The following is a 24,539-nucleotide window of genomic DNA, read 5'->3' on the forward strand; positions in this document are numbered from 1 at the left end:
CCGTCAGTTCATTGGCCTGCCGCGGACATCAAGAGATAAACTAATGGTGAGTGCTTCTTGACGACAGAAGTCACGCTTTCGTAATCAATCCGCATAAAACAGGCCGGAGATTTGGAAGAAACGCTGCGCGGCCGCAACAATATCATCGTGACTATCAAAGCGGCGGACTCCATGGCGGCCGCCTACGAAGCCAGAACATTGATGCCGAGCGTTTTTCACATGGGCAGGTGACTTAGCGAATGGTCAAGTTCAAGCTTAATAAGGCGAGCGTCGTGGTCGAATACGAGGCGACCATCCAAGGCGGAACTTGGGTGTGGGAGGAGATCAAGAAGCGCGGTGAAGTAGAGATAAGTAAGGTCTTCACTTTCGAACGCGGCGACCTACTCGAGGAGCCGGACGATGCCGACGAACACGAGATCGACAGTTTCACCTATCGCTTCAGCCTGGCGCGGGGCGGGCGCAATTACTATCGAATAGCGGGTCGCAAGCTGGACATAGAAAACGATGTCTGGATTGCTAGGACTGGCATTGATTGGCGGCGCAAGCTGTTCGTCGCCGAGCGCGACATTTCTATCTTCAAGCGGATCGCCAAGGTCATATCGCCCGATGAACCGATCATCGTCGGCGGTTCGCACGAGGATGCCATCCCCGCCGAGGTCTTCAAGGATTTGATTAAGCGGTTTCCCAACACGTACGAGTTGAACCGCTATGCCGAAGCTCGAGTCGCCGGCATCATTGGAGAATATATCGAGCCGCAGCGTGATTTTCGCGGGGCCTACGAGACCTACCTCAGCAAGCGAACGGCGCGGCGAGAACGGGCATCGCTGCGGGCGGACGAACTCATCGAGACCGAGATTGAGAAGTTCGAACTGGTGCGGGAGACACTGCGCACTTGGCTTAAGGCCGGGGATAAGAGCGAGGAGGAATGGCAGTCGCAACTCGTCGCAATCTTGCTGCTTATTTTCCCCAAGTATATCGCGGTTCTTGAGAAAGTGCCGATCGAGGACCGTTACACAAAGCCTAGCCGCGTCACGCATCGGCAGATCGACTTGGCTCTGGTCGACGTCAACGGCAACATCGACATCATCGAGATCAAGAAGCCGTTCGCCGACGTCTTGCTACGAAAGACGCGCTATCGCGACAATTACGTCCCGACGGCCGAATTCTCGGGCACGATCATGCAGGCCGAGAAATACCTTTTCCACTTGGGTAAAGGCGGACCGGCGAGCGAAGAGAAACTGACCAAGAAATTTTCGGCCAAGTTGCCGCCCGATTTCCAAATCCGCATCACCAATCCCAAGGCCATGTTGATTCTCGGCCGTGACAAGAACCAGGACGGATCGCCTGCGTTCAACGCGGCACAACTGGCGGATCTCGAACTCATCAAGCGCAAGTACGCCAACATGATCGACATTATCACGTACGATGACCTGCTGCGGCGTCTCGACAACATCCTCGCCTCGCTTCGCCGCCGCAAGGATGACGGACTGGATGCGATCGGCGAAGCGTGATCAAGTATCGCGTTCCAGATATGAGGTGAAACGCCGACATAGCGGTCGTTCACCGCGCCAAGTAGGCTTTCTGATAGCGGTCATTCATTCATGCGAGCCGATTTGACATCGAACGGCCGGTTATCAGTGGCGCCTGATGCGTAATTCCTGGCGGCAATGTTGGGGTTGGGGGCGCTTTTGCCCAAGTCCGACTATATCGGCGCAAGCGGTTCGAGTGTAGAGGGCGCGAAACGACATTTAGTCATCCGAAGCAGCCTCCTTGTTCTTGAGGTATCTAGAAAGAACGTCCGACGCCACCCAAACGACCGTCAATAGTAGCGCTGGCGAATATGCCTGTTCGACGCCAATAATAAAATACGTGTACCAGAATGCCAGTGCTGCTCCGACTGAAAGTTTGGTCAGAGCCTCCAACCTATCTGCCTGCGACATTGGAAGCACCTCCAAAACGCCATGTTGATCGCGCTAGCGATGACGGATGAGATAGATAACCGCAATGTCGGCGCGTCCGGAAAGGCGGCTACCCGATTAAAATCTTGAAAAGCTGTGCCTCACCGGTCGCGTTGGGAGGGCGACGTTATCCGCGAACATTCCCGACGTAGAAGTCCGCGAAACGGATCGCTGGAAGCTGCCGTCCGTTCATCGAACCCGTCAGTACCGTTGGATGGCCGGGACGGGTGGGTTGCGGTCCGGGCGCTTTTGCAGGCCAAGCAGGAAAGCGGACATACCTATCTTTGCGGCTGTCGGGCGGTCCGCAATCTACTCGACGAGGGGAATACAGGCTTGTGTCAGCCAATATGTATTCGTCTCATCGGAGCACCAGAAGCCTTCAAACAGCCGATTGATCTTTAGGCCGTGTAACCCTTCATCCGTCCCAAATATCATAGTGTAAAAGCTGTCCCAGTGAACCCATGCGAAAAGCGAGCGATCGGGGGCGATTAAGCGCTTGATGCCATATTGCGGAAGCTCAGCCATACCGTCCCAGAGTTCGTCTCGCTCCATCAAACCGATGTCTACTAATCGCTCGTCATCACCGAACTCATCTCCGACGAGAACGCTTTGGAAGCCAGCCTGTCGAAAAACACCCGCTAAGCTCGATTGCATCAGCGGCTGAAAGCTTCCTTCGTTCGGCGGAAATATCCGATTCCTAGAACAATATGAGGCAAGCCGATCCGAAGCGGCATTATCTGCGAGATCGTGTCGAAGGCCACCGATGCTTGTTCGAAGCGCCCGATCAAGTTCGCAATGATTGGTGAAATCATTCTGCTGACACATTGTCCGCCAACTGATCTGTTGGCCGAAACGCTTGGACAGACCATCGACTCCTTCCGGCTTGATCTCTTTGCAAGCCCGCCGCTTATCCGCTTCTTCGTCCATCCACTCCAGCAAGCCGAGTTCTGAGGGGAGCTTTGACCGTTCGAGCACCAACGTCCCGTATTCGCAGGTATTCGGGTCCAGCCCTTCCACGATGAAAAAAGGATGGAGGGCAACAAACCCGTGGGAATATACGCCGCCATACCAAGGCATGATCGGGGTGTCATCAGGCGGGCCAAACTTGCCTCGATTAATCTTATCCATGTCTCGCTCTACACTTTGACCTGGTGTGATGTCAGCTTTCGGGCTTTGATCCCTGTAGAGTGAAGGTCCGGGTTTGGGGCGTCAGGGGACCTGATGCTCTGCCCGTTCAAAAAGCCAACCCTCGCCTAATACGTCCTCGCGCGGAAGCGGCTCGTTGCTACCTACGATGCATTCGTCCAAATCGCACTCGGGAAAATCCGCTGCAATTTCGGCGGCGGCCGTAGAGAGAGCATCGAGCGCATTATCGGAGAACGGCTTCTCGCAAATTGCGGTCAAGATGATGCGGTTACCGTCCCGCCGGACCTTGACCATGCGCACTTCGGGGTAAATCGCCCCTAGCAGGGCGCGCTGCGCTGAAAGCCTTAGATCGGCAGCTACGGGCGTCATGCCTGTTATCGTAACGCCCTTCGGAATGTCCGCAATCGGGAAGTCCGCGATCGACACCTCATGACCGTTAATGGGGCGTTTGCTGACGCTGGTGTCGATCACTTGGAACGGCAGCTTATGCCTCTTCGCGTTCCGAAGCTGCCGTTCCGGATCGTCGAACTTCCCCGCCGCCCAGGCAGATTGGCAACGCCGTCCGCTTTCAGGCAATCGGCTGGCGAACCGCAATGACCGAATTGGGGGCGCAAAGCGGCCGATTATTCCGGAGGCTACCGGGCATGGCGCCAGCCGCCTCATTCTCCGCCCGCGGGGCAGGGCGGCCCGACCCGTGAGGGGTCAGGCCGCCAGCCGGGCATCCTGTTCGTCTCCGCCGTGGTCCGGTTCGCTGCGCAGTTGCAGCGCATATTCTGCGCACGGCGTCCACGCATCGCGGCCGAGCGAATAGCGGTTGTGCGTGGCGATGGGCTGGAAGCCGAGCTTGCGCAGGACCTTGCCCGATGCCGGGTTGTCGACGAAGTGTCCCGCGGTCAGGCGCGGCACGCCGAGCGCGCGGGCCAGTTCGATCACCGCCAACCCCGCCTCGGTGGCGTAGCCGTTGCCCCATGCCGCGGGCGTGAGCCAATAGCCGAGTTCGTGCGGCCGATCGTCATGCGGGCCGAAGCCGATGCCGCCGATGATCGGCGCATCGTCGCCTTCGCGCGAACAGATGAGGAAGCCGGCACCTTCGCGCTTTTCGGTCGCGAGGAAGCTTTCGGCATCGCTCAGCGAATAGGGCCAGGGCATGCGGCCGAGCATGCGGGCGACGTCCTGATGGCCGATCGCGGCGGCGAGTTCGGGGGCGTCCTCGGCCCAGCCGGGCCGTAACGTGAGACGCCGGGTACGCATGAACATGGGCACTCTCCTCGTCGGTGCGTCCGCCCATGCCCGTCTTTGGTGACAGGATGACTACGGCCGCGGTGGAGGGAGCACGAAAAAAGGGAGCCGGGGTGACCCGTCTCCCTTTTTGGCTGGTTCCGTCCTGGAACCCGGGTCACCCTGGTGGGCAACCCGGTCGGTTGCCCGTTATTCGGCGGCGTCCGCCATAATGTCTACCGACGCGAATTTGCGGCCGAGCTTGCCTTCCTTGAAGGACACACGGCCGTCGGTAAGCGCGAAAAGGGTATGGTCCTTGCCCATGCCGACATTCGTGCCCGGATAGAATTTGGTGCCGCGCTGACGCACGATGATGTTGCCGGCGACGACCGCTTCGCCACCGAACTTCTTCACACCGAGGCGACGGCCTGCGGAGTCGCGACCGTTACGCGAAGAACCGCCTGCTTTTTTATGTGCCATTGTCTAAACTCCTCGAATCTCTTGTCGCTCAGGCCTTGTCGTCGGCCTTGGGCGCGGCCTTTTTCGGCGCAGCCTTCTTGGCCGGCGCCTTCTTGGCGGGCGCGGGCGCTGCCTTGGCCTCGGTTTCCTTGGCTTCCGCCTTCTTCGCCTTTTCGGCGCCGATCGCGGTGATCTTCAGGATCGTGTGCTGCTGGCGATGACCGTTGCGGCGACGGTAATTGTGCCGGCGGCGCTTCTTGAAGACGATGACCTTTTCGGCCTTCGCCTGCGCGACGATCTCGGCGGAGACGCTGAGGCCCTTCACGGCCTTCAGGTCGCTGCCTTCACCGGCGAGCAGAACATCGTCCAGCTTGACCGAATCTCCGGCCTCGCCACCGATCTTCTCGACGACGATCTTATCTCCTGCGGCAACGCGATACTGCTTGCCGCCCGTGCGCACGACTGCGAACATGGCCCTCTTCACTTCCAAATGCGTGTATCCGCGCGAAACCACTCTCGCGCGGAAATGAAGGCGCCAGCTATGCGAACGAGCGTGGCTTGTCAACCGCCGCCCATGGGAAAATCGGGATTTTCGTGGCGCGCGCGGGCCTAGTGGCGATGTTCGCGGCGCAGGCGGTAGCGGCCACCCGCATAATCGTCGAACAGGCCGGTGATCGCGGGGTGGTCGACCGGTTCGTCGGTATCGTCGGCGACCAGGTTCTGCTGGCTGACATAGGCGACGTAGCTCGATTCCATATTCTCGGCGAGGATATGGTAGAAGGGCTGGTCCTTGCGCGGGCGCGCGCCCTCCGGAATCGCGTCGTACCATTCGTCGCTGTTGGCGAAGACGGGATCGACGTCGAAGATCACGCCGCGAAAATCGTACATACGGTGCCGCACGACATCGCCGACATTGAAACGCGCATGCGAAATCGGCGGCATCGGTACGCCGGTGTCGAACGGATCGGACGGGGTGGGTTCGCCTGCCATGCCCTTTAATTTAGTGTTTCCGCAATTTCGCACAAGCACACACCTTGCAGGGGGCGATCTATTCCGTTAATGGCGCGCCCTCACCGACCAGCACCACGGGGCCATCACGGCCCGCAACCGGGTGCGAATCGCCTTGCGGAGAGGTGCCGGAGTGGTCGAACGGGGCGGTCTCGAAAACCGTTGTGCCCTTACGGGTACCGAGGGTTCGAATCCCTCCCTCTCCGCCACCACCCTGTTTTCAACATCCATCGCGAATCGAAAAGGCCAGCTTTCTCTGGGGCTTGGGAGTGATTCGCGTACCCCTGCATCCACTCGCATTCGTCGATGTCCGAAGTTGCGTGTGGGAAAGTGGGAGAATTTCGGGATGGGAACGCTTTCTCCGACCGGTGTCAAAGCCGGCGAAGCGGACCGGCCGTCTTGGCGACGGTGACGGGCTGTTTCTTGTCATCAGCACTACCGACGCCAAGAGTTGGAGCTGCCGGGTGCAGAAACATGGCCGCCGGGATATTGGGCTTGGCAGTGCCTCGAAGGTGACGCTCGCACGCGCGCGTGAGCGTGCGCGCGAAGTTCGGAACATGGGTAGAGCAGGGGCTCGATCCGGTTTTCGAGAAGCGGAAGGCGGGCGGTATTCCGACGTTCCGCGCGGCGGCGCTTAAGGTGCACGCCGTCAACAAGAAGACCTGGCGCAACGAGAAGCATGAGGCGCAATGGTTGCGGGCGCTCGAACTGTTTGCGTTTTCGACGCTTGGAAACATCCGCGTTTCCGAGATTACTGGCCCGATGGTCGGCAATGGTCTGGCTGAGATATGGCTCAGCAAATCGGAGACGGCGCGCGCACCTCGCCGCCGGCCAGTCGCGCACGCTGTTCGAGGTCGGGCCGGTCAATTATGCCGCGGGCTCGAGCGCAGGTCGTCGCCGTAGCCTTGCGGCGAAGAACGCTCGACAGACCGTCGTTTCAATGTCGCCGGCTCTGCCCGGCGATATCGCCTTGCGCCCCATACAAGCAACGCCGTGAACCTCGCCACCGCGTCGGCGCGAACGCCTTTGACCTGTGTCAACGCCGCCGGTTTTGCGGGTGATACCGCGCCTCATCGCCATCTTCGTTCCGCTGCATGGCCGGCACCGGCGGGATTTGGAGGCGATGTGTGATCAGCCATCGGCGCCGCGGTGCCGACATGTAAGGATGTTAGTAGTGATGACCCATTGCACGGCCAAACCGGCTTCGTTTGTTCGCCGTTCCCTGCTCGCCAGGGGGTGTTTTCCGGTATCGCTCTGCCTGTGTCTGGCAGCGGCGGGTTTCGCCCCGGCGGCCTCTGCGCAACAGGCGGCGAATGCTGCTGCGGATGACGGATTCTCGATCGAAGGTTCGGTGCGTGCGCGCGCCGAGTTGCTCGACGGGCAGTTCCGCGCCAAAGGGCCCGATTACGAGGATATCGCGCTGTTCCAGACGCGCGTCGAGGCCAAATATCGCAGCGGCCCGTTGACGCTGGTCGGCGAGGTGATGGATTCGCGCACCTATGGCGAGGCGGACAACAGCCCGGTCCGCGTGGGCGAGGTCAACGCGCTCGAACCGGTGCAATATTATCTCGATTATGATCTGGGCGGCGCGCTGGGCGCGGGGTCGAAGACGCGGGTCAGGGTCGGCCAGATGCGCATGACGCTCGGTTCGCGGCGGCTGGTGAACAGCCCGCGCTTTCGCAACACGACCAACGCCTATCTCGGCGTGCGGGTCGACCGGAAGGGCAGCGACGGCAGTGCGCTGACGGCGTTCTGGACGATGCCGACGATGATCCTGCCGCGGACCCCGGCGAAGGTGTACGACAATGCGGTGGAGATCGACCGCAACAGCCTGGACCAGCAGTTTGCCGGGCTGTTCTATCAGCGCCCCGTCGCGGGCATGACGATCGAAGGCTATGGCTATTACCTCCACGAGGAGGACAGCCCGCGTTACCCGACGAAGAACCGCAACCTCTACACCACCGGCACGCGGCTGATGAAGGCGCCGGCGCCCGGCAGGGGCGATTTCGAGTTCGAGGCGATATTGCAGTTCGGCACCGCGCACCGCAGCGCCGCACCCGGCGATACGACGCCGCGCGACGTCTGGGCGCAGGCGTTCCACGGCGAGGTCGGCTATACCTTCGATCGGCCGATGTCGCCGCGCGTCGCGCTCGTCGCCGACTATGCCTCGGGCCAGGACGACAGCGACAAAATCACCCGGTTCGACAAGCTTTATGGCGCGATCTTTCCCGATTTCGCGCCGCCGGGACTGTACGGTCCGATGACGCGCGCCAATGTGTTCGCGCCCGGGATCGACCTGTCCGCCAAGCCCGGCAAGGGGCGGGTATGGCTGACCTATCGCCTGATGCAGGTGCCCCAGCCCAACGACCTGTTCGGGCGCAGCGGCATCAGGAACGGCCCGAGCCACAATGCGGGGCAGCAGATCTTCGCCCGCGCCCGCTATCCGCTGATGAAGAATCTGCGCTTCGAGATCGGCGGCGCGCTGCTGTTCAAGGGCGATTTCCTGAAATACGCGCCGACGACGCAGAACCGCGAAACCACCCGCTACGCCTATACCGACCTCACCTTCACCTTCTGAGCGAGGTTTCGCACAAAAAGGCAGCGATCAACCGGAACTGCAGTGCCGCACCACGCGGCACTGCAGTTCCTTATCGTTCAACCGCACTTCGAAAATCCGCATTCGACGCACGTCGCGCATCCTTCCGCCTGAACCAGTGCCGCGGCCCCGCATTGCGGGCAGCTCTTCGGAACGGGAGCAGATGCCGCTTGATGATGCCGGGGCTGCGCCGCCGCATGATCCTGCGGGCCTACATGACGCTCGATGATGCCGCCGATCGCGGCGGGAAGCGAGGGAACATAGCGTCCCTGCATCCAGGCGCCTCCGCGCGGATCGAACACCGCCTTCAGTTCCTCCGAAACGAAAGAGACGTCGCGCGTGCGACGGAACACGGCGGAGATCATGCGCGTCAGCGCGAGCGTCCAGGCGTAATGCTCCATGTTCTTGGAATTGACGAAGACTTCGAACGGTTCGCGGCCGCCATCGGTCTCGATATCGTTGATCGTTACATAGACCGCATGTGCGCTGTCGGGCCAGCGGAGCTTGTACGTCGTTCCATCGAGTGTATCGGACCGCTGTTTGAGAGGCGGTTCGGCGACGACGGGCGGCGTGTCTTCCGCCGTCGCGACGCTGAGTACCGAGCCGGTGACCGCATTCGGGCGATAGGTGGTCAGTCCCTTGCAGCCGAGATGATAGCCTTCGATGTAGATATCGGCGAAGGATTCGAAATCGATGTCTTCGGGGCAGTTCACCGTTTTGGATATCGAACTGTCGATCAGAGCCTGCGCGGTCGCCTGCATCGTCAGGTGATCGGAGGGCGATAGGGTCTGGGCGCTCACGAATAGCGATTCTGGCGGAGTTTCGTCATTTTTTTCGCGACGCCAGACCTGAAGCGCATAATCCTCTACTGCCTGTTCGCGCTTCGACCCGTCGGGCTGGCGGATGCGGCGCGTGTAGGAATAGGCAAAGACAGGCTCGATTCCCGACGAAACATTCCCGGCCAGCATCGAGGTGGTGCCGGTCGGCGCGATCGAGGTCAGACAACCGTTGCGCAGACCATGTTCCGCGATCAGCGCGCGCGTCTCTTCGTCGAGCGAGGCCAGATTGGGGCGTTCAAGCATCGCAGCATCATAGGCCGGAAACGCACCCTTTTCCTTCGCGAGCAATGCCGATGCGCGATAGGCCTCGCGCTTGATGGTCGTCAGCCAGCGGCGCGTAAGCTCGATCGCATGACCGCTGCCATATACCGATCCGCAAAACAGCAGGGCATCGGCAAGCCCTGTAATGCCAAGACCGATACGTCGTTTGTTCCTCGCTTCCCGTTCCTGCGCTTCCAGCGGAAAACGCGAGACATCGATCACATTGTCTAGGAAACGGATCGCCGTGCGGGTGAGTTCGCCGAGCAACTCTTCATCCAGCGTGGCGTCGTTCGCAAAGGGTCGGTCGACAAGTCGCGCCAGATTGATCGATCCCAACAGGCAGGCGCCATAGGGCGGCAACATCTGTTCGCCGCACGGATTGCTTGCGCTGATCGTCTCGCAATGGGCAAGGTTGTTCGCCTCGTTCACGCGATCGATGAAGATGACGCCGGGCTCCGCGGTTTCGTAGGTGGCGCGCATCAGCCTTTCCCACAAATCCCTGGCGCGCACGGTGCTGTACGTGCGGCCTGCAAAGACGAGCGGCCAATCGTCATCCGCGGCCAGCGCCTTCATGAACGCGTCGGTCACCAGCACGGAGATATTGAAATTTCTAAGTCGCGCTGAGTCGCGCTTGGCGTCGATGAAGCTCTCTATGTCGGGGTGGTCGATCCTGAGGCACCCCATCATCGCGCCGCGTCGCTGGCCGGCGGATTCGACCGTGCGACACATGGCGTCCCAGCAATCCATGAAGCTGAGCGGTCCCGATGCCTCTGCCGCGACGCCATGTACGGCGCTGCCCGCGGGACGGATCGTCGAAAAGTCCATGCCGACGCCACCGCCCTGCTGCATCGTCACCGCCGCTTCGCGGAGATGGGCGAAAATGCCCTCCAGGCTGTCGGGCACCGTATCCATCACGAAGCAATTGAACAGCGTGACGGCGCGCTCTGTGCCAGCGCCGGCCAGAATACGCCCCGCCGGAATGAATCGAAAATCGCGCAGAGCATCCTCGAACCGGTCGCGCCAGAGGTCGCGGATGTCGTCGCGCTCAACCGCGGCTATCGCTGCGGCAACGCGCGAGATGGTCTGATCGAAGCTGGCGTCGCCCTGGTCGGGCGCCGGGCGAAAGCGATATTTCGCGGTCCAGATCTCTTCAGCAAGTGCATTGTCGAATCCCATTGCAACCCTCCGTTTCAGCGAGCGGAGAGCATTAATAAGCGCCGCAGGAAGGCCGATTGATCTACCTCAAAGGCCTTGCCCGTTCCGCAGCGCGGGAGCGGTGTCCGAAGCGTTCAAGGGAACCGCTACGCACGTCAAATCATTCGGACATCGAGCAAAACATCGACGGACGAAGCCGTGGCCCGAAACAGTGATGAGCGCACGCGCGCAACAACAATCCCTTCCGATCGGAAGGATGCGCGTGCCGGACTTGCTCTATTGAGCGGGACGATCGCCTATTTTCTAATGTTTGCAATCGTGCCAGCGATGACCGCGTTTGTCCTTCTTTATTCGGTCGCGCTCACTCCCCAGGCGCTAAAGGCCTTGTTGACCTCGTTCGTAAGCGGGCTGCCGCTGTCCGAAGCGCAATTGTTGCAAGGTTTGCTGAACAACATTCTCGCCAGTACGGGCAGCCAGCGTTATCTTGGCGGTCTGGTGGCACTGCTCCTGGCGCTCTGGGGCGTTCTGGGCGGAGCGGGTGCGCTGGTGCAAAGCATCGGCCTGTATACCGCTGCGCCCGCGGTCGGGCTCGTCCGCCGATACTGGCGGTCCTTTGTCGTCGCCCTTCATCTGTTCGTCGCCGTCTCGGCGACCGCCGCTGCGATCACCTTGATGGCAGGGGTCGGTTCTTTCTTTCCCGCGCTGGCGCAAATCGGGGCGATGATCGTCGTGGTGACAGCATGGCTGTTGCTGCTCGTCGTTCTCGGCTGGTTGTTCAGTTCGATCTATCGCGCGGCCGGGGTGCGGGCGCGGGCATGGGGCGGTGTCAGCAAGGGAGGGATTGCCGCTGCAATCCTTTTCGTCGGCGCGACGGCGTTGTTCGGCATCTATATCGCCAATTTCGGAAGTTATAACGCGACCTATGGCGCACTTGCCGGGATTATCGTGCTTCTGCTCTGGCTGCGCCTTGCCGCGGTGACCATTTTATGGGGGAGCGGCCTCGACGCGCGAGACGGCGGGGTCGAATGACGCCTGCGCTACATTCGCGCTCCGTCCGAGCGCGGAGGCGCTTTCCGAAGGTTTAGCGCAAAGGCACCCAGTCAATCGTCACAGAATGGCTGACTTCCGACTGAACGGCACAGGAACAGTGGGTCGTACGCTTAAACGTGCGAGATTCATTCAATTCGAAAAAAATAACCGAGTTGTGGAACGCGTAGAAGCTCGCCGCGTATTATAGACGCAGGCGAGGATTAGTAGAAGCGCCGTAATATAACTGACATAATGATAGATCCAGTATTATTGCGTATGACCAATACTCTATTGATATGGATTCTCATTATCCAATAAAATGGAGTTAACTCCTTCAAGGACTGTTGCCATGCCTTTCCCCCGTATAGCCAATTCTATAACTGCGAAGCATTATTATAAATATGTCGGCGCGGCGTTTGCCGGGTTGGCGCTGAGCGTCGCTGGCTCGGCCAGTGCGCAGACCGCAACGAACATACCGTCGGATGGCTCTGACGCGCGTAGCCTGATGCCGCAGGCCCCGAAAAGCGAACCCACGCTCAAGACGTTGAATACCAAGACGACTACGCGCTTGTGGGGTACCGACCCATATTCGCAGGCGGTAGCGGTGACGCAACATGTGTGGACCGCATCGCGACCCGAAAACGCGAAGGGCGAGCAGGACCAGGTGCCCGACCGGCCCTGGGGCATATTGCTCGTCACCGCCGACGACCCGATTACCGCGATGAGCGCGGTCCCGCTGATCCACTTTCCGATGGATGCGCCCATCCTTTTCGTGCGGAAAGACGGCATCCCCAAGGTGACGCTGGACGAGATCAAGCGCCTGGGCGCCACCGGCATGGCGATGGCGAATAACGTCAAGGTCATCGCAATCGGCGAAGCGGCGAATCCTGAAGTGCTGCGCCAGCTCGACCAGCTCCATATCTCGCACGACCAGATTACGGCGTCCAACCCCTACGAGCTGGCGAACAAGGTCGATGCCTATTACGGAAAGGCGCAAAATCCCGATACGGGCGTGCCGACGATGGGCGCGGTGGCAAGTGCGGGTGGCAACGGCGTGATGGACGTGATGATCGCCTCGGTCGACCACTGGAAATATGCGCTTCCCGCCACGCATTGGCTGTCGCATATGCCGACGGGTTTCCTGTGGGTGAATGACAAGGGCGTGCCGCAAGCGACGATCGACGCGCTGAAACGGCGCCGCGGCAAGGCGCACATCTATGTCTGGGGCGGACCGAAACAGATTTCGCCCGACATCGTCCGCCAGCTCCTGCCCTATGGCACGGTCACGCGGATCGACAATTACAACCCAATCGTCTTCAACGGACCGCCGAAGAACGACGCCATCAAGACCTCGGTTCAGTTTGCCAAGATGTGGGATCCGGCGGGCATGGTGGGATGGAACATCACCGGCCCGGGGCACGGATTCACGCTGGTCAATATCGACGATTGGCAGGGTGCGGTGGCATCGGCACCGCTTTCGCACATGGGCTTTCACGCGCCCCTGTTGCTGACCGACAGCAACGAAGACCTGCCGCCTGCGGTCCTCAAATATTTCAAGGAGGTGTCGCCGCAATTTCTGACGACGCCGGCAGCCGGGCCGTATGACATGACCTATATCATCGGCGACTTCGGGAAGATTTCCTGGGAGGAGCAGTCGAAGGTCGATTACGTCACCGGCATGTCGCCCGGAAGGCCGTGGAACCAGTAGCGCCGGTGCCATCGCGCCATTTTCAATTTCTTCGATACGGAGTACCCAAATGCTTGCACCGACGCGCGACCGGTGGAGTCGCCTCAACGTTTATCTTCACTGGCTGATCGTCGCCCTGGTCGTGGTGCAATATATCGATCACGAATGGATGGTGCAGATGTGGGATGGCGAACAGCATGGTTCGCCGGTGAGCCAGGGCATCGCCTATGGCGGATGGTTGCACATCATTGCCGGTTCGCTGATCCTGGGCGCGGCGTTCTTGCGGCTGATCGACCGCTTCTGGTCAGGTCGACCGCCGCACCCCGATCAGGTGCCGAACTGGTCGACATGGGTGGCGAAGATTACCCACTTCCTGATCTACGCCATCCTGTTGCTCATGCCGTCGCTCGGCCTTTTGGCATGGTTCACCGGCGACGATACGATCGCGCACTATCATACCTTTTTCTGGACGCCGCTGTTGATCCTCGTGGCGCTTCACATAGCGGGCGCGTTGATGCAGCATTTCTATTACCGGACCGACGTCCTTCGTCGCATGGCGTAAGGCGTTGCAGCAATTCGGCCGCGGCGTGCGAGCCGCGGCCGATTTTTTCCCTGACGCGCGGCTTCGCGCGCCACGATGTTTCCATCAACGTTTAGTGTCGAAGCTCACCTCGGGGTTCTTGTTGTCGATGATGTCGATCACCGCCGACTGCGCTCCCGCCGGGATGCGAATGTCGACCATCGCGCCGAGCCGCAGCTTCATCACGCCGTCGGTGACACTTCCCGAGTGGTGCGCCCAGGGTTCGAAATGGCTTTTGACCACCGCGATCCGGGCCGCAGGTTCGACCACGGTGGCGCCATTGCGCATCCGATAGGTGATCGAACGAACATAGGCGGCGGCCGAGGACGGGCCGGCATCGACATACAGGCGCGCCTGATCGGGCTTGCCCGGCACCGCAAGCGCCGAGATGTGGTAGCTCTTGACGCTGGTGCGCTTGTGCAGTTCGAGGATGCCGAAGAAATAGCTGTAGAAACCGACGGTGAACACCACCGACACGACGGTCAGCGCGATGCTGACATTGCGTGCGAACAGGCGCGCGAAGTCGTCGCGCTTCAGCCAGTTGTCGACCGAATACAGGCTCGGGCCGTGGATCATCACGCTAACCGAAATGGCGAAGCCGAGTGCCGCCATCGTCCATTCGTCGAGGCACTCATACCCCATCCAGCCGAAGATGATCATGAGCGCGACGTTGAGCATCGCCGATCCGACCGCGGTCGCGCGGGTGAACAGGCCGAGCATCAGCGAAAGGCCGACAACGACTTCCGCCGTCGACATCAGGTAGATCGACCATTCGGTGAGGAACGGGCTGTTGAGAATCCAGTGGATCCACGATTCGATCGGGGAGCCCGGTGCAGCCTCGACCAGCTTGTTTGCCAGCGATGCGGGGCTGGTAATGTCGTGCTTGGCAGGCACGTTGATGAACCGGCGCCATCCGCCCATGAAGAAGACGAAACCCATTGATATTGCCGCTGCGCGCAGCGCAAAGTCGCGACCGAAATCGGACGCTTTGCGGACTTCCTGTTCCATAACCCGTTCCTTTTCTTGGGGCCGGACACTCCGCTGCGTCGCGGCCCGTTCACTCGCCGCGCATCCCGCGTTTCCATCAGCGCCGGCACAGTGATGGTTCGCAGGACCGCGACGCGCTCCCGGTACCACCGCCACGACGCCGGGCGTTGACGCAGGTCAAAAGGGTGCATTTGTCTGGTTGGGCTGGATCGCCAGGGGCGAACGATGAACGTCGCGGCAGCGACGAGCGCGGCAAGAGCGCGAACACCGGACACTTGCCGGGTGGCGGGAGGAGGGGGGAAGGGCCGGCGCAATGCCTCCTGGATCTCCAGCTTCGAGAACCATGTTTTGGCGACATCGGTGCCAAGCGAATCGACGCGATCGATCGCGTTCAGGTGTTTCGGTTCTGGAGCCGATCTGGCTGACCAAGCCGGATACGGCGCGGCGTCTCCTCCAACGTATCGGCCTGTTCTCGACTAAGCTCATGACAAGGGGCTGATCCCGAGCGCGGTATCGCTACGCTCGGTCACGCGCGGTTTGCCACGCCAGACCCGGCAGGTGATCGAAGCCGCGGTAATGCCATATCCCGCGGTTCCGGCGCTTCTTCGCAAGCTGTCTCTGCAGCCCCGACCGTTAGTCGCGATGCACTTCAGCTAACGACCATACCCGCCGTCCGGTCGAGCGAGACGCGTTCGATGAGATCATTGTGGGAGAGGGCTGCGATCCGAATCGTTTCCTGTGCACGCCATCGCACTCCGACGACGATATCGATGAGGTTATGAACATGGCCCTGACATGGGAGCTGGAGAAGAACGATCCAGTTCAGAAAATCCGGCTGTAGTGTGGTCCGCTTTCGCGAACATAGCCGCCGTTCGCGAAGTTCGAACGGCTGCCTGAAACCTGCCGTCGGTTCATCTATCTGCGAGAGGTGCCCAACGGTAGGAATCGGAGTTGACTGCTGGATGTCCGGACGTGGGGTTAGCGGACGTCAGGTTTGTGGCTAACCGGCGGTCTGGGCATCAAGTTCGGCCCGCTCGGATATAGTCAATCGCCTGGGTTCGACGATGGGCTTCAATGAAGCTGGTTCGAACAGCTCTGCGCGGCGGAAGTCGCCGGACACAAGGTCATTCCACATCCTGACTGTGAAGCGTGCCATTATGCCAAATCTGGAAACTTCCCGAAAATTCCTAAGCGCGGCGGGAACGTTGCTGACAAAGGTGTGACCGCGCGGCTCGCCAATCGCAGCAGCCCGGCGATCATAATCAAGGATGGCTACGTGGATGGTGACGAACGGATACCAGCCCGAATGAACGGTATGAAAAAGCGGCGTTCGGCAGCACTTCGAGTACCATCGTAGCATTGGCTTGTCGGTCAGATGAACACAGGCAATGAGCTCCTTCCCCAAAGTGATTGCCATTCTTGAAACGCGGGTTTGAAACAGTTGCACACCATCGATGACAGCGGGAACGCGGTCGGGATCACAGAACCGCACGAAGGCAAGACAATCCGAACAGTGGCAAACCAGATGATCCCCGGTCAAAGTGTCAACGTCACGGAGTTTGCCAGTCACTTCACCGCAACGGCATCGAAATGAAAGATCATTTGCCATGATGCAGACGATAGCGGTGAGCGCAGGGGAAGTCAGTGAGAAATGGATTGCGCTGTTGCGGGCAGTTTACTGCCGATAACCGCTGCAGGTCGATTTGCGCACGCGCCAGCGAAACAAATAGTTGATCGTCGTTTGCAAAGATCGCCCAGCTGCTTCGATCGTAATGTGTCATGATTGACGACCCCATGCAGCGAAATTACGTCCACTGCGTGATTTCATGACATCCCGTTTCATAAAATCCTCCCTCACAATAGTTTCACTATTCGTGGTGCAGCGCCCAGGCGGTTGTGGCGCGACTTGCGCGAAGTGCGTGCCCAAATACGGTTATTAGTGCGATAAGGACTGCAACAGCGCTCGCCACGATGAAGAATATGGGTGACAGCGCGACACGATCGTCGAAGCCCGCCAGCCAGCTGCGCATCGCGAATAGCGCCAGTGGCCAGGCAATGATGTTCGCGACCACCACTGGGCGCAGCAATTGGCCCGCCATGAGCGCAAAGATGTCGGAAGAGGATGCACCGAGTGCTTTTCGGATTCCGATCTCCTTCACCCGACGCGCCGCGTTGAACGACGCCAGGCCCCAAAGTCCAATGCACCCTATCAGGACCGCAAGCACAGCGCCGATGATGAACAGCCGCGAGATATGGTCGTCATCCTCATAATAGCGCGCTACATTTTGCGCGGCGGTCCTTGCCTCGAATGGTACATCGGGTGCGATGCGCATCCATGCCGCGCGAATGCCGTCGAGGGTTGCGACGCTGTTCGTCGTGCGGACGATCGCGATAGGATCACTGGCCTGTGAACGCAGGCTAGAGCGATAGGTATAATAGGTCGGCTGCATCGGGCGACGCGGCGAATAGAAACGCAGGTCGCTGACGACCCCGATAATCGTACGCGGGGCGCCTTTTCCCACGTGTTTGCCGATCGCATCGGCGGGTGAAGCGAACCCAAGCACAGGAACGGCTTGCTGCGAGATGACAATGTTCTGGTCGTCGGAATTGTCGCGATTCTTGATATCGTCATTGCGGTGCCGGGTGTCGAAGCCGCGACCCGCCAGTATCCGGGCACCGATCGTTTTGAAAAAGTCCGGACCCACAACGACGTTTTGCAGACTGGGACCGAAGCCGGGCCGTCCGGGCAGCTCGATACTGTTTGAGTTGATTGTGCTGTCATCTCCCGGCGCGGCATCGGCATAGGTTGCCGTCACCACATCGGGTGCGCGTCGGAAAGCGTCCAACAACTCGGCGAGCTGGCTTTCGCCCAGTTCAGGGGCCTTGAAGCTTGGCACGACGACCAGTGCCGAACGATCATAACCGAGCGAGGCGTTACGAACATGCGCAGTCTGTGCGACGAGCACGAGCGTGCCGATAATGAAAGCGGTGGACAGCCCGAATTGCATCACGACGAGCGCTTCGCGCAATCGCGCGCCGGCTCGCCCGCCGCCCGGTGCGCGGGACGAGGCGAGTACACCGACAATAGAGAAGCGCGACAGTATCATTGCGGGATAGGCGCCCGCTACGAATCCGACGCACACCGTCAATGCGATTAGCCCGGGTACGACAAGGCGATACGGGATTGTCAGTGAAAGACCGCCTGCCGCGTTAACAAGCGGCAGGCCGAGTTCTGCCAGTACCAAGCCAAGCAACGCGGCAAGCGCGACCACGATCATCGCCTCGGACAGGAACTGACGAATAAGCGCGCCGCGCGATGCGCCCAACACCTTGCGCATCGCAACTTCTCGCGCCCTGAGATCGGAACGCGCGACCGCGAGGTTGATGTAGTTCACCAGCGCAATGAACAAGGTTACCAGCCCGACCAGGCCCAGCGTCGTGACCGTCACCTTGCTTGACGGGTCCACGAGATGCAGCGAATCGAGCGGCAACAATGCCATATGCAATGTGTCGAGCGGATCGCTGCCAAATGCATCGCCCGCATGACGCCGTACAAAGGCATCAAGCTGGTCTTCGAATTCCTGTGCCTGCTTGGGGGTGGCGAAATGAAGATAGGTGCGCAGGCTTTCGCTTCCCCAATGATACCATAGCGGGTCGTCCTTCGGCGGGACGAGGCGTGCAATCATGCCCAGCTTGAGATGCGTTTGAGCCGGAAGATCGGCGATGACCGCAGCGACGCGGTACAGCCCGGGTTTGCCGTTGACGTTGACCGTCATCACATTCCCCAGCGCATCGCCGTTGGGAAAATATTTGTCAGCGATGTGCTGTTCCAGAATGATGTTCGCTGGATCCAGCAGGGCCGCAGACGGATTTCCGCTAATGGAAGGTAGTGCGAACAATTGGAAGAATTCCGGGTCGACGAGCGCAATTCCCTCGTCGGTGCCCACGCCGTCGCGAAGCACAGTTGCCGGTGGTGTCTTGATCCGCGTGCCCACCAGGCCAGGGAAATCCTGCTTCAGGAGTTCAAGCGTTCCCGGCATTGAATCCTGTGAAGGGCCGACCAGCGTGCCGGGCACATTCCAGACGTCTTCAAGGATATAAACCTTGTTGTGGTTGGGCAGCCATTTCTCGAACCCGAGCTCGGAGCGCACATAGAGGCTCAACACGAGGAATACGGCGATCCCCAGTGCCAATCCCCCGATATTCAGTACGGCATAAAGCCGATGTCGCGTCAGCGAGCGGTACAGCGACAAAAGGGCGAAGCGGTTCATGGCTGTAGACCTTCTCGATCGCCGTGGCGGATTATCGGCACTTGACCGTGCCGTCGCCGTGCCGCTCGATCGCGCACCTCGCGCCGCCAGAGACAGTCACATTTCCCGATCCGTGAAATTCGATCGCGGCAGAATTTGACGCCTCGACATTCGCCTGACCGGACCCGCGAAACGTAATCCTCGCGTCCTTCACCGCGAGCTTTTGAGTGTCGATCTCACCTGATCCGCGCAGCAGAATGACGGCATCCGCCGCCCGCCCATTCGCCTTGATCGCGCCAGAGCCGCTGACATCCAATTCCACGCGGTCGAACTGAGCGTTACTCAATATCAGGTCCCCTGATCCGGAAACCGCACCGCTGAAGGCTCCGCCGGTCATCGGTCCCACGCGTACCTCGCCCGAACCGTGAATGCGCACGCCACGCAGCGCGGGCATGTGCACGGTGATAATGGCTCCGTGCTCGCCTGATCGATCGGGCTGGCGACCGATGATCAGCATGCCGTCGGTTTGCCGGATGTTCAGTGCCGCGACCGCATGCGGGTCTCCGGTCGCACTGACGAAGAACGCGTCGCCCTGTACGATCTCCACTCGATCTGACGATTCAAGTGCAATCTGCGCAAACGCGCCGGTGTCGAACCGTCGTTCATCGGCATTGGCCGCCGTCGCCGTTATCACCATCAGGACAGGCAGAAATTTGAACACGGGCAGGCTCCTTATTACGGTGCGAACTCAGAGTGCGCGGCTGGTTGATGCGATGATTCGTCCATCAAGCATTTCAATGCGACTGCGTGCCTGATCGGCTTGGCTGGGCGAATGAGTCACCATCAGGATGGTGGTTCCTTCAGCGTTCAATCCGCTGAGAATATTCATGACCTGTTCGCCGTTGGCGGTATCGAGATTTCCCGTGGGCTCGTCCGCGAGAATTAGCTTGGGATTGCCGACGATCGCGCGGGCAATCGCCGCGCGCTGCTGCTGACCGCCCGACAATTGATGCGGATAATGACGGGCACGATGGGCGATGCCGACCTTGTCCATCGCATCGGTGACACGAGAGCGGCGGTCCTTGACGTCGCGACGATACGCAAGGCCGAGTGCGACATTTTCCTCGACAGTCAGTTCATCGATCAGATTGAAGCTCTGAAATACGAAACCGAGCGAGGCTGCCCGGAAATTGGCCAGTTCCTTTTCATCGAGCGCGGTCAGGTCTTCTTCGTCGAACCAGTATTTCCCTTGTGTCGGCCGATCCACCGTGCCGAGGGTGTTGAGCAGCGTCGATTTGCCGCAGCCTGACGGCCCCATGATCGCGACGAAATCTCCCTCCTTCACATTGAGGTTGATATTGTCCAGTGCGGTTGTCTCAACTTCGTCCGAGACAAAACGGCGCTGGATGCCTTCCAAACGGATCATGTTTTCCCGCCTTCGATCATTTGATGTTGATTACGTCGCCCTTCACGGCGGCGGTGTTTGACGTGATGATTCTGTCCCCCGGCGAAAGGCCGGACAATATTTCGACCCGCTGCGGATTGCGGCGGCCGGTGCTCACCGGATGGCGACGTGCATGGTTGCCGTCGGAGTCGAGCACGAATGCAGACGAACCTCCGCTATCGTCCAGCCAGCCGCCGACGGGCGCTACAAGCGCCGGAGCAGTGCTGCCAAGTGTTACGCGCACATCGACGGTCTGGCCCCGATTCAGTCCGTCGGGGGGGGCGCCATCGAAAGTCAGCTCGATACGGAAGCGGCCGTTCTTTACCGTCGGGAGAACCTTGGCGATGTGAAGCTTTGCTTTGTCGGCGCTTGCTTCCTGTCCGACCTTAACCCGGCTGAGATAATATTCATCGACGTCGGCCACGAGCTTCCAGGAGCCTTCGCTGTCGACTTGGCCCGCCGGATCGCCGGGGTTCAACGCCTGCCCGGGCTGGACGTCGAAATTGGTCAGCCGACCCGCTGCCGGGGCGCGAATGGTCAGGGCATCCAGTCCTGATCTCACCGCAGCCAGATTGCCCTGCAGGAGCGCTCGCGCATCGCCCAGTCGCGTCTGTTGTTCCGCGGTGATCTTGCCTTCGGTGGCGCTGCCCGATCGAAGCTGGGCCAGCCGCTGTTTTTGATACGCGACTTCGTCGGTATAATTTTTCAGGGCTGCATCAGCGAGGATACCCTTGTCGTGCAATTGCTGGCGGATACCGAGTTCGCGTTGTGCCCGAAGAAGGTCATAATTGGCGAGTTCGATCTGCGCGGTGCGATCCATCCGGCTACGTTCGATCGCCAGTGTCTCGTTTGATATACTGCTGAGCTGGCCAGCGATTTGTGCCTCTTGCGCGAGTACGTCGCGTCGTAATGAGGGGTTGGACAGAGTGGCGAGCGGTTGGCCAGCGATAACCATCGCCCCGTCCTGCACCAGCAGCCTCTCCACCTGACCACTGATGGAAATGCCGACCAGCGTCGTCAGCCGGGGCTCGACGGTCGCCCGCACCGGAAGGTAGTCGGCAAACGGCGCCCGCTCTACCTGACCAATGTCCAGATTTGCGGCAACGATGTTGGTCGAACCGCTTTCGGGCATCCATCGCCAGACGAATAATGCAACAAGCGCAAGTGCAATCCCGCCAAGTGCCAGGGGGCGACGCCACCATGGCCGCTGTTGGCCCGTGATTTTTCGATCCATCGCCGCGCCCGGCGAAGCGTTCTTGGTATGGCCATTGCTGCTTGCGGCATCGCAGGTAATCGGCGCTGTGGCGAAATCAGGCAGTGCCCGAGGACTAATGGTTGCGAATCCAGCGCGTCGAGTCATCATGGGTGCAGTATCTACGATCGCCGCCTGAAAGCCTAAGTTACTATGAAACAGCCATTTCTTGACGGATCGGTTTCGTCGTCACGGTCGGATGTGGACGCAGTGTCCGGAGATGGACACGCAATCACAGTGTCAAGAGCTGCTGAGATCCTGATGGTTGACGATGATCCGGCGGTCGGACGTGCGATGAAGATCGCTTTTGAAATTGCCGGGCACCGGCTGGATCTCGCTACCGGGCCCGAGGAAGCGTATTCACGCCTTGCCGAGCGACGGTACGACGCAATCCTGCTCGATCTGAATTTCGGGCCGAACAAGACCGATGGTGAAGAGGGATTGCGATGCCTTCGGCGGATCATGGCGGACGATCCCGACGCCTGTGTCCTTGTGATAACCGCGCATAGTGGAATCCGCATTGCGGTGACGGCGATGCAACTCGGCGCAAGTGACTTCGCGATCAAACCCTGGCGCAATGCCAATCTGATCGCCAAGGTCGGCGCGGCGATTGAGCGAAAGGCCGGGTCCGCCAGCGCAGTCGTTGCGGCACCCATGGTGGCGGGTCGGCCGGTGGGGCTGTTGGGTGAAAGCCAGGCGATGGAGCACCTGCGCGATCTTGTCCGTCGGGTTGGATCCACCGTGGCCGATGTAATCATTACTGGGCGACCGGGGAGCGGACGATCGCTGACTGCCAGTGCTATTCTTGCAGCGGCAAGAGATTCGACTGGCCAGCCCGAGATAAGAATCGACCTGCGTGATCGAAGTGCCTGGGGCCGCCTCGACCAACCAGCGAGCGCGCTTGTCCTGCGTCACCCCGATCAACTCGATCCGATTGCGCAGGAACAGCTTTTGGAGCGGCTGCCATCGACAAGCCGCTGCATCGCCATCGCGGGTTCGATTGATCCGATCGGGCCCGCGTTGCGGCGACGTATCGCCACGATCGAAATCGCGGTGCCGACGCTTGATGCACGTGGTGACGATAGCGTCCTTCTTGCGAGGCATTTTGCCCGGCTTGCTTCGGAACGGTTCGGAAAACCGGTGGTCAGGCTGAGCGAAGCGGCCGAGGCGCTGGTGCGAACTACGCATTGGCCTGACGAGGTGCGCGGGCTTGCGCTCGCGGTTGAACGCGCGGTGTTGCTTGCCGAAGACCAGATTATAAAGGCGAGCGCCCTTGCGCCGTCGCCGGTCGCCGATCCAGGAGAATCGTCGGGAGGAGATGACGGTTTTGATCTGGGCGATGCCGAACGTACGATAATCGAGGCCGCGCTGCGGGCGCACCATCACAACGTAACGCAAGCCGCGGCCGCGCTCGGATTGAGCCGCGGAGCGCTGTACCGACGCATTGCACGGTATGGCCTCTAAGCGACGTATGCGGGCGCTGCTGCGGGCGGCCGGGCTCGTGATCAGCGGCGGGACGACCGCATTTGCCTGGTCGCAAGGCTTTTGGGGGCTATGTACCGCAAGCGTTCTGATCTGGTTGTGGCTAAGTGCGCTTAATTGGCTTGCAGCGTCTCCTGCCCCAATTAAATCGGCGCCAACGCCTTCGGCCCCAACCGACATTTCGGTCAATCGCCTGCTACTTGATGCCGCACCGACGCCGATGGTTGCGATACGCGGCGGGCGGGCACATGCGCTCAATCGTGCAGCGCGGCTCCTATTCGCTACAGACGACCGTATCCTGCCTGCGCCGGATGAACTGATCGATCCCGATTGCTCGCATTTCCGAGACGAGGGCCGCCATTGGCGGATCGATCGCGTGACGCTTGATGGAATGGCGGCGAAAGCGGTGGTGATAACGCTGATCGATGTTGAGCGTGAGGATCGCGCCGCAGAGGCACGCGCGACAACCGAGGTGATGCAGGTGCTGGGGCATGAATTGCTGAACGGGCTGGCTCCCATCGTATCGCTTTCCGAAAGCGGCTTGAGCTTGCTCGATCGTCCAGAAATCGATCCAGCGCTTCTTCGCGAGATATTGGGTACGCTGGCGCGACTGGCCGAGGGGCTCCAACGATTTACGGAGGCCTATCGTACGCTCGCCCGTCTGCCCGCGCCGCTGCTACGGCCTGTCGCGGTACGGCAAATTGCCGATGACATGTCACGCCTGTTCGCGGTGCAGTGGCCGCAGGTCCGGTTCGTTGTCCAGGTCGATAGAGATGTGACGATATCGCTTGATCGTGATCAGATCGGTCAGGCCCTCTGGGCACTGCTGCAAAATGCAGCGGAAGCTGAACGATCGGCGCATGAAAACGGCGCAGACGTATTGCTGTCGTTTCGTGCCTCAGCCGCAAATCTGGAAATTGAGATTTCCGACAATGGCAAGGGCATCGAGCCGGAATGCTCCGAACGCATTTTTCGTCCCTTCTTCTCGACGAAGACGGAAGGAAGCGGGGTCGGGCTCAGCCTCGCGCAACAGATCATCCATGCTCATGGTGGTTCGCTGACACTGGAGCGGAGCGAACGTACGACATTTCGTGCATCCGTGCCGATAGTGCAGTTGTCGCCGTCAACCGCTAAGGCGCCAGCATAATCGGCCCTGCGGAACAAGCACCGACCCCATACGTCCGTGGG

The 24,539-nt window shown here is 60.2% G+C and carries 23 protein-coding genes and 1 tRNA gene; 10 read left to right on the plus strand and 14 right to left on the minus strand.

Going from position 1 to position 24,539, the window contains the following annotated elements; translation table 11 throughout:
• Positions 1 to 272: 272 nt before the first annotated feature.
• On the plus strand, positions 273 to 1,511 hold the full coding sequence (locus J7S20_RS01515) for a Shedu immune nuclease family protein (RefSeq protein ID WP_284052469.1): 1,239 nt from the start codon (positions 273 to 275) through the stop codon (positions 1,509 to 1,511).
• A gap of 756 nt (positions 1,512 to 2,267) precedes the next feature.
• On the opposite strand, the gene J7S20_RS01520 is transcribed toward J7S20_RS01515, so the two are convergent.
• From J7S20_RS01520 to hspQ, 6 genes are all read right to left on the minus strand, one after another.
• Positions 2,268 to 3,086: a DUF2711 family protein gene (locus tag J7S20_RS01520; RefSeq protein WP_284052470.1), complete on the minus strand. Its 819-nt coding sequence runs from the start codon at positions 3,084 to 3,086 to the stop codon at positions 2,268 to 2,270.
• A gap of 81 nt (positions 3,087 to 3,167) precedes the next feature.
• A complete protein-coding gene (locus tag J7S20_RS01525; RefSeq protein ID WP_284052471.1) occupies positions 3,168 to 3,698 on the minus strand; it encodes a MafI2 family immunity protein in 531 nt (176 codons plus the stop codon).
• Between the two features lie 108 nt (positions 3,699 to 3,806).
• Positions 3,807 to 4,361: a GNAT family N-acetyltransferase gene (locus J7S20_RS01530; RefSeq protein WP_284052472.1), complete on the minus strand. Its 555-nt coding sequence runs from the start codon at positions 4,359 to 4,361 to the stop codon at positions 3,807 to 3,809.
• Between the two features lie 171 nt (positions 4,362 to 4,532).
• Complete coding sequence (rpmA, locus tag J7S20_RS01535; RefSeq protein WP_284052473.1) at positions 4,533 to 4,802, minus strand: 50S ribosomal protein L27; 270 nt, start codon at positions 4,800 to 4,802, stop codon at positions 4,533 to 4,535.
• A 28-nt stretch (positions 4,803 to 4,830) separates the two neighbouring features.
• Positions 4,831 to 5,253: a 50S ribosomal protein L21 gene (gene rplU, locus J7S20_RS01540; protein ID WP_284052474.1), complete on the minus strand. Its 423-nt coding sequence runs from the start codon at positions 5,251 to 5,253 to the stop codon at positions 4,831 to 4,833.
• 137 nt (positions 5,254 to 5,390) lie between these two features.
• Positions 5,391 to 5,771 (minus strand): heat shock protein HspQ, encoded by a 381-nt coding sequence (gene hspQ / locus J7S20_RS01545; protein ID WP_284052475.1) that lies wholly within the window; start codon positions 5,769 to 5,771, stop codon positions 5,391 to 5,393.
• A gap of 137 nt (positions 5,772 to 5,908) precedes the next feature.
• Here hspQ and J7S20_RS01550 point away from each other — a divergent pair.
• From J7S20_RS01550 to J7S20_RS01565, 4 genes are all read left to right on the plus strand, one after another.
• A tRNA-Ser gene (locus J7S20_RS01550) sits at positions 5,909 to 5,998 on the plus strand.
• 159 nt (positions 5,999 to 6,157) lie between these two features.
• Entirely contained in the window at positions 6,158 to 6,427 is a 270-nt protein-coding gene (locus J7S20_RS01555; protein ID WP_284052476.1) for an Arm DNA-binding domain-containing protein, read from the plus strand.
• Positions 6,321 to 6,692, plus strand: a complete 372-nt coding sequence (locus tag J7S20_RS01560) for a phage integrase central domain-containing protein (RefSeq protein ID WP_284053413.1) — start codon at positions 6,321 to 6,323, stop codon at positions 6,690 to 6,692. Before J7S20_RS01555 ends, J7S20_RS01560 begins: the two co-directional genes overlap by 107 nt.
• Positions 6,693 to 6,966: 274 nt before the next feature.
• Positions 6,967 to 8,367, plus strand: coding sequence for an alginate export family protein (locus tag J7S20_RS01565; protein WP_284052477.1), 1,401 nt, complete (start codon positions 6,967 to 6,969; stop codon positions 8,365 to 8,367).
• Between the two features lie 77 nt (positions 8,368 to 8,444).
• Here the strand turns inward: J7S20_RS01565 and J7S20_RS01570 are convergent, their stop codons facing one another.
• Positions 8,445 to 10,661, minus strand: coding sequence for an adenosylcobalamin-dependent ribonucleoside-diphosphate reductase (locus J7S20_RS01570; RefSeq protein WP_284052478.1), 2,217 nt, complete (start codon positions 10,659 to 10,661; stop codon positions 8,445 to 8,447).
• A 75-nt stretch (positions 10,662 to 10,736) separates the two neighbouring features.
• Between J7S20_RS01570 and J7S20_RS01575 the strand changes: the two genes are divergently transcribed.
• The 3 genes from J7S20_RS01575 to J7S20_RS01585 all read left to right on the plus strand — a co-directional run bounded on the left by J7S20_RS01575 (position 10,737) and on the right by J7S20_RS01585 (position 13,918).
• Positions 10,737 to 11,669, plus strand: a complete 933-nt coding sequence (locus tag J7S20_RS01575; protein WP_284052479.1) for a YihY/virulence factor BrkB family protein — start codon at positions 10,737 to 10,739, stop codon at positions 11,667 to 11,669.
• A gap of 349 nt (positions 11,670 to 12,018) precedes the next feature.
• Positions 12,019 to 13,377, plus strand: coding sequence for a hypothetical protein (locus tag J7S20_RS01580; protein ID WP_284052480.1), 1,359 nt, complete (start codon positions 12,019 to 12,021; stop codon positions 13,375 to 13,377).
• Between the two features lie 49 nt (positions 13,378 to 13,426).
• On the plus strand, positions 13,427 to 13,918 hold the full coding sequence (locus J7S20_RS01585) for a cytochrome b (RefSeq protein ID WP_284052481.1): 492 nt from the start codon (positions 13,427 to 13,429) through the stop codon (positions 13,916 to 13,918).
• An 84-nt stretch (positions 13,919 to 14,002) separates the two neighbouring features.
• On the opposite strand, the gene J7S20_RS01590 is transcribed toward J7S20_RS01585, so the two are convergent.
• The 7 genes from J7S20_RS01590 to J7S20_RS01620 all read right to left on the minus strand — a co-directional run bounded on the left by J7S20_RS01590 (position 14,003) and on the right by J7S20_RS01620 (position 21,980).
• Complete coding sequence (locus J7S20_RS01590; protein WP_284052482.1) at positions 14,003 to 14,944, minus strand: TQO small subunit DoxD; 942 nt, start codon at positions 14,942 to 14,944, stop codon at positions 14,003 to 14,005.
• A 979-nt stretch (positions 14,945 to 15,923) separates the two neighbouring features.
• Positions 15,924 to 16,532: a DUF6151 family protein gene (locus tag J7S20_RS01595; RefSeq protein ID WP_284052483.1), complete on the minus strand. Its 609-nt coding sequence runs from the start codon at positions 16,530 to 16,532 to the stop codon at positions 15,924 to 15,926.
• Positions 16,522 to 16,704, minus strand: coding sequence for a hypothetical protein (locus tag J7S20_RS01600; protein WP_284052484.1), 183 nt, complete (start codon positions 16,702 to 16,704; stop codon positions 16,522 to 16,524). The genes J7S20_RS01595 and J7S20_RS01600 overlap by 11 nt, the downstream gene beginning before the upstream one ends.
• Positions 16,705 to 16,791: 87 nt before the next feature.
• On the minus strand, positions 16,792 to 19,194 hold the full coding sequence (locus J7S20_RS01605) for an ABC transporter permease (RefSeq protein ID WP_284052485.1): 2,403 nt from the start codon (positions 19,192 to 19,194) through the stop codon (positions 16,792 to 16,794).
• A 31-nt stretch (positions 19,195 to 19,225) separates the two neighbouring features.
• Positions 19,226 to 19,894 carry a head GIN domain-containing protein gene (locus J7S20_RS01610; protein ID WP_284052486.1) on the minus strand — a complete coding sequence of 223 codons (669 nt, stop codon included), beginning with the start codon at positions 19,892 to 19,894 and terminating at the stop codon, positions 19,226 to 19,228.
• Positions 19,895 to 19,921: 27 nt separating this feature from the next.
• Positions 19,922 to 20,599 carry an ABC transporter ATP-binding protein gene (locus J7S20_RS01615; RefSeq protein WP_284052487.1) on the minus strand — a complete coding sequence of 226 codons (678 nt, stop codon included), beginning with the start codon at positions 20,597 to 20,599 and terminating at the stop codon, positions 19,922 to 19,924.
• Between the two features lie 16 nt (positions 20,600 to 20,615).
• Positions 20,616 to 21,980, minus strand: coding sequence for an efflux RND transporter periplasmic adaptor subunit (locus tag J7S20_RS01620; RefSeq protein ID WP_284052488.1), 1,365 nt, complete (start codon positions 21,978 to 21,980; stop codon positions 20,616 to 20,618).
• A 42-nt stretch (positions 21,981 to 22,022) separates the two neighbouring features.
• Between J7S20_RS01620 and J7S20_RS01625 the strand changes: the two genes are divergently transcribed.
• Both J7S20_RS01625 and J7S20_RS01630 read left to right on the plus strand, forming a co-directional pair.
• Positions 22,023 to 23,333 carry a sigma-54-dependent transcriptional regulator gene (locus tag J7S20_RS01625; protein WP_284052489.1) on the plus strand — a complete coding sequence of 437 codons (1,311 nt, stop codon included), beginning with the start codon at positions 22,023 to 22,025 and terminating at the stop codon, positions 23,331 to 23,333.
• 7 nt (positions 23,334 to 23,340) lie between these two features.
• Positions 23,341 to 24,498: a sensor histidine kinase gene (locus J7S20_RS01630; protein ID WP_284052490.1), complete on the plus strand. Its 1,158-nt coding sequence runs from the start codon at positions 23,341 to 23,343 to the stop codon at positions 24,496 to 24,498.
• Positions 24,499 to 24,539: the final 41 nt, after the last annotated feature.

Origin of the sequence: Stakelama marina (genome assembly GCF_018122655.1) — a bacterium.
GTDB lineage: Bacteria > Pseudomonadota > Alphaproteobacteria > Sphingomonadales > Sphingomonadaceae > Sphingomonas > Sphingomonas marina.

Bases quoted from the DNA above. Each gene is read 5' to 3' on its own strand.
- J7S20_RS01520 (WP_284052470.1), bottom strand. From the start codon at position 3,086: ATGGATAAGATTAATCGAGGCAAGTTTGGCCCGCCTGATGACACCCCG.
- J7S20_RS01530 (WP_284052472.1), bottom strand. From the start codon at position 4,361: ATGTTCATGCGTACCCGGCGTCTCACGTTACGGCCCGGCTGGGCCGAG.
- rpmA (WP_284052473.1), bottom strand. From the start codon at position 4,802: ATGGCACATAAAAAAGCAGGCGGTTCTTCGCGTAACGGTCGCGACTCC.
- rplU (WP_284052474.1), bottom strand. From the start codon at position 5,253: ATGTTCGCAGTCGTGCGCACGGGCGGCAAGCAGTATCGCGTTGCCGCA.
- hspQ (WP_284052475.1), bottom strand. From the start codon at position 5,771: ATGGCAGGCGAACCCACCCCGTCCGATCCGTTCGACACCGGCGTACCG.
- J7S20_RS01565 (WP_284052477.1), top strand. From the start codon at position 6,967: ATGACCCATTGCACGGCCAAACCGGCTTCGTTTGTTCGCCGTTCCCTG.
- J7S20_RS01570 (WP_284052478.1), bottom strand. From the start codon at position 10,661: ATGGGATTCGACAATGCACTTGCTGAAGAGATCTGGACCGCGAAATAT.
- J7S20_RS01580 (WP_284052480.1), top strand. From the start codon at position 12,019: ATGCCTTTCCCCCGTATAGCCAATTCTATAACTGCGAAGCATTATTAT.
- J7S20_RS01585 (WP_284052481.1), top strand. From the start codon at position 13,427: ATGCTTGCACCGACGCGCGACCGGTGGAGTCGCCTCAACGTTTATCTT.
- J7S20_RS01590 (WP_284052482.1), bottom strand. From the start codon at position 14,944: ATGGAACAGGAAGTCCGCAAAGCGTCCGATTTCGGTCGCGACTTTGCG.
- J7S20_RS01595 (WP_284052483.1), bottom strand. From the start codon at position 16,532: ATGGCAAATGATCTTTCATTTCGATGCCGTTGCGGTGAAGTGACTGGC.
- J7S20_RS01600 (WP_284052484.1), bottom strand. From the start codon at position 16,704: ATGACACATTACGATCGAAGCAGCTGGGCGATCTTTGCAAACGACGAT.
- J7S20_RS01605 (WP_284052485.1), bottom strand. From the start codon at position 19,194: ATGAACCGCTTCGCCCTTTTGTCGCTGTACCGCTCGCTGACGCGACAT.
- J7S20_RS01615 (WP_284052487.1), bottom strand. From the start codon at position 20,599: ATGATCCGTTTGGAAGGCATCCAGCGCCGTTTTGTCTCGGACGAAGTT.
- J7S20_RS01620 (WP_284052488.1), bottom strand. From the start codon at position 21,980: ATGATGACTCGACGCGCTGGATTCGCAACCATTAGTCCTCGGGCACTG.
- J7S20_RS01625 (WP_284052489.1), top strand. From the start codon at position 22,023: ATGAAACAGCCATTTCTTGACGGATCGGTTTCGTCGTCACGGTCGGAT.
- J7S20_RS01630 (WP_284052490.1), top strand. From the start codon at position 23,341: ATGCGGGCGCTGCTGCGGGCGGCCGGGCTCGTGATCAGCGGCGGGACG.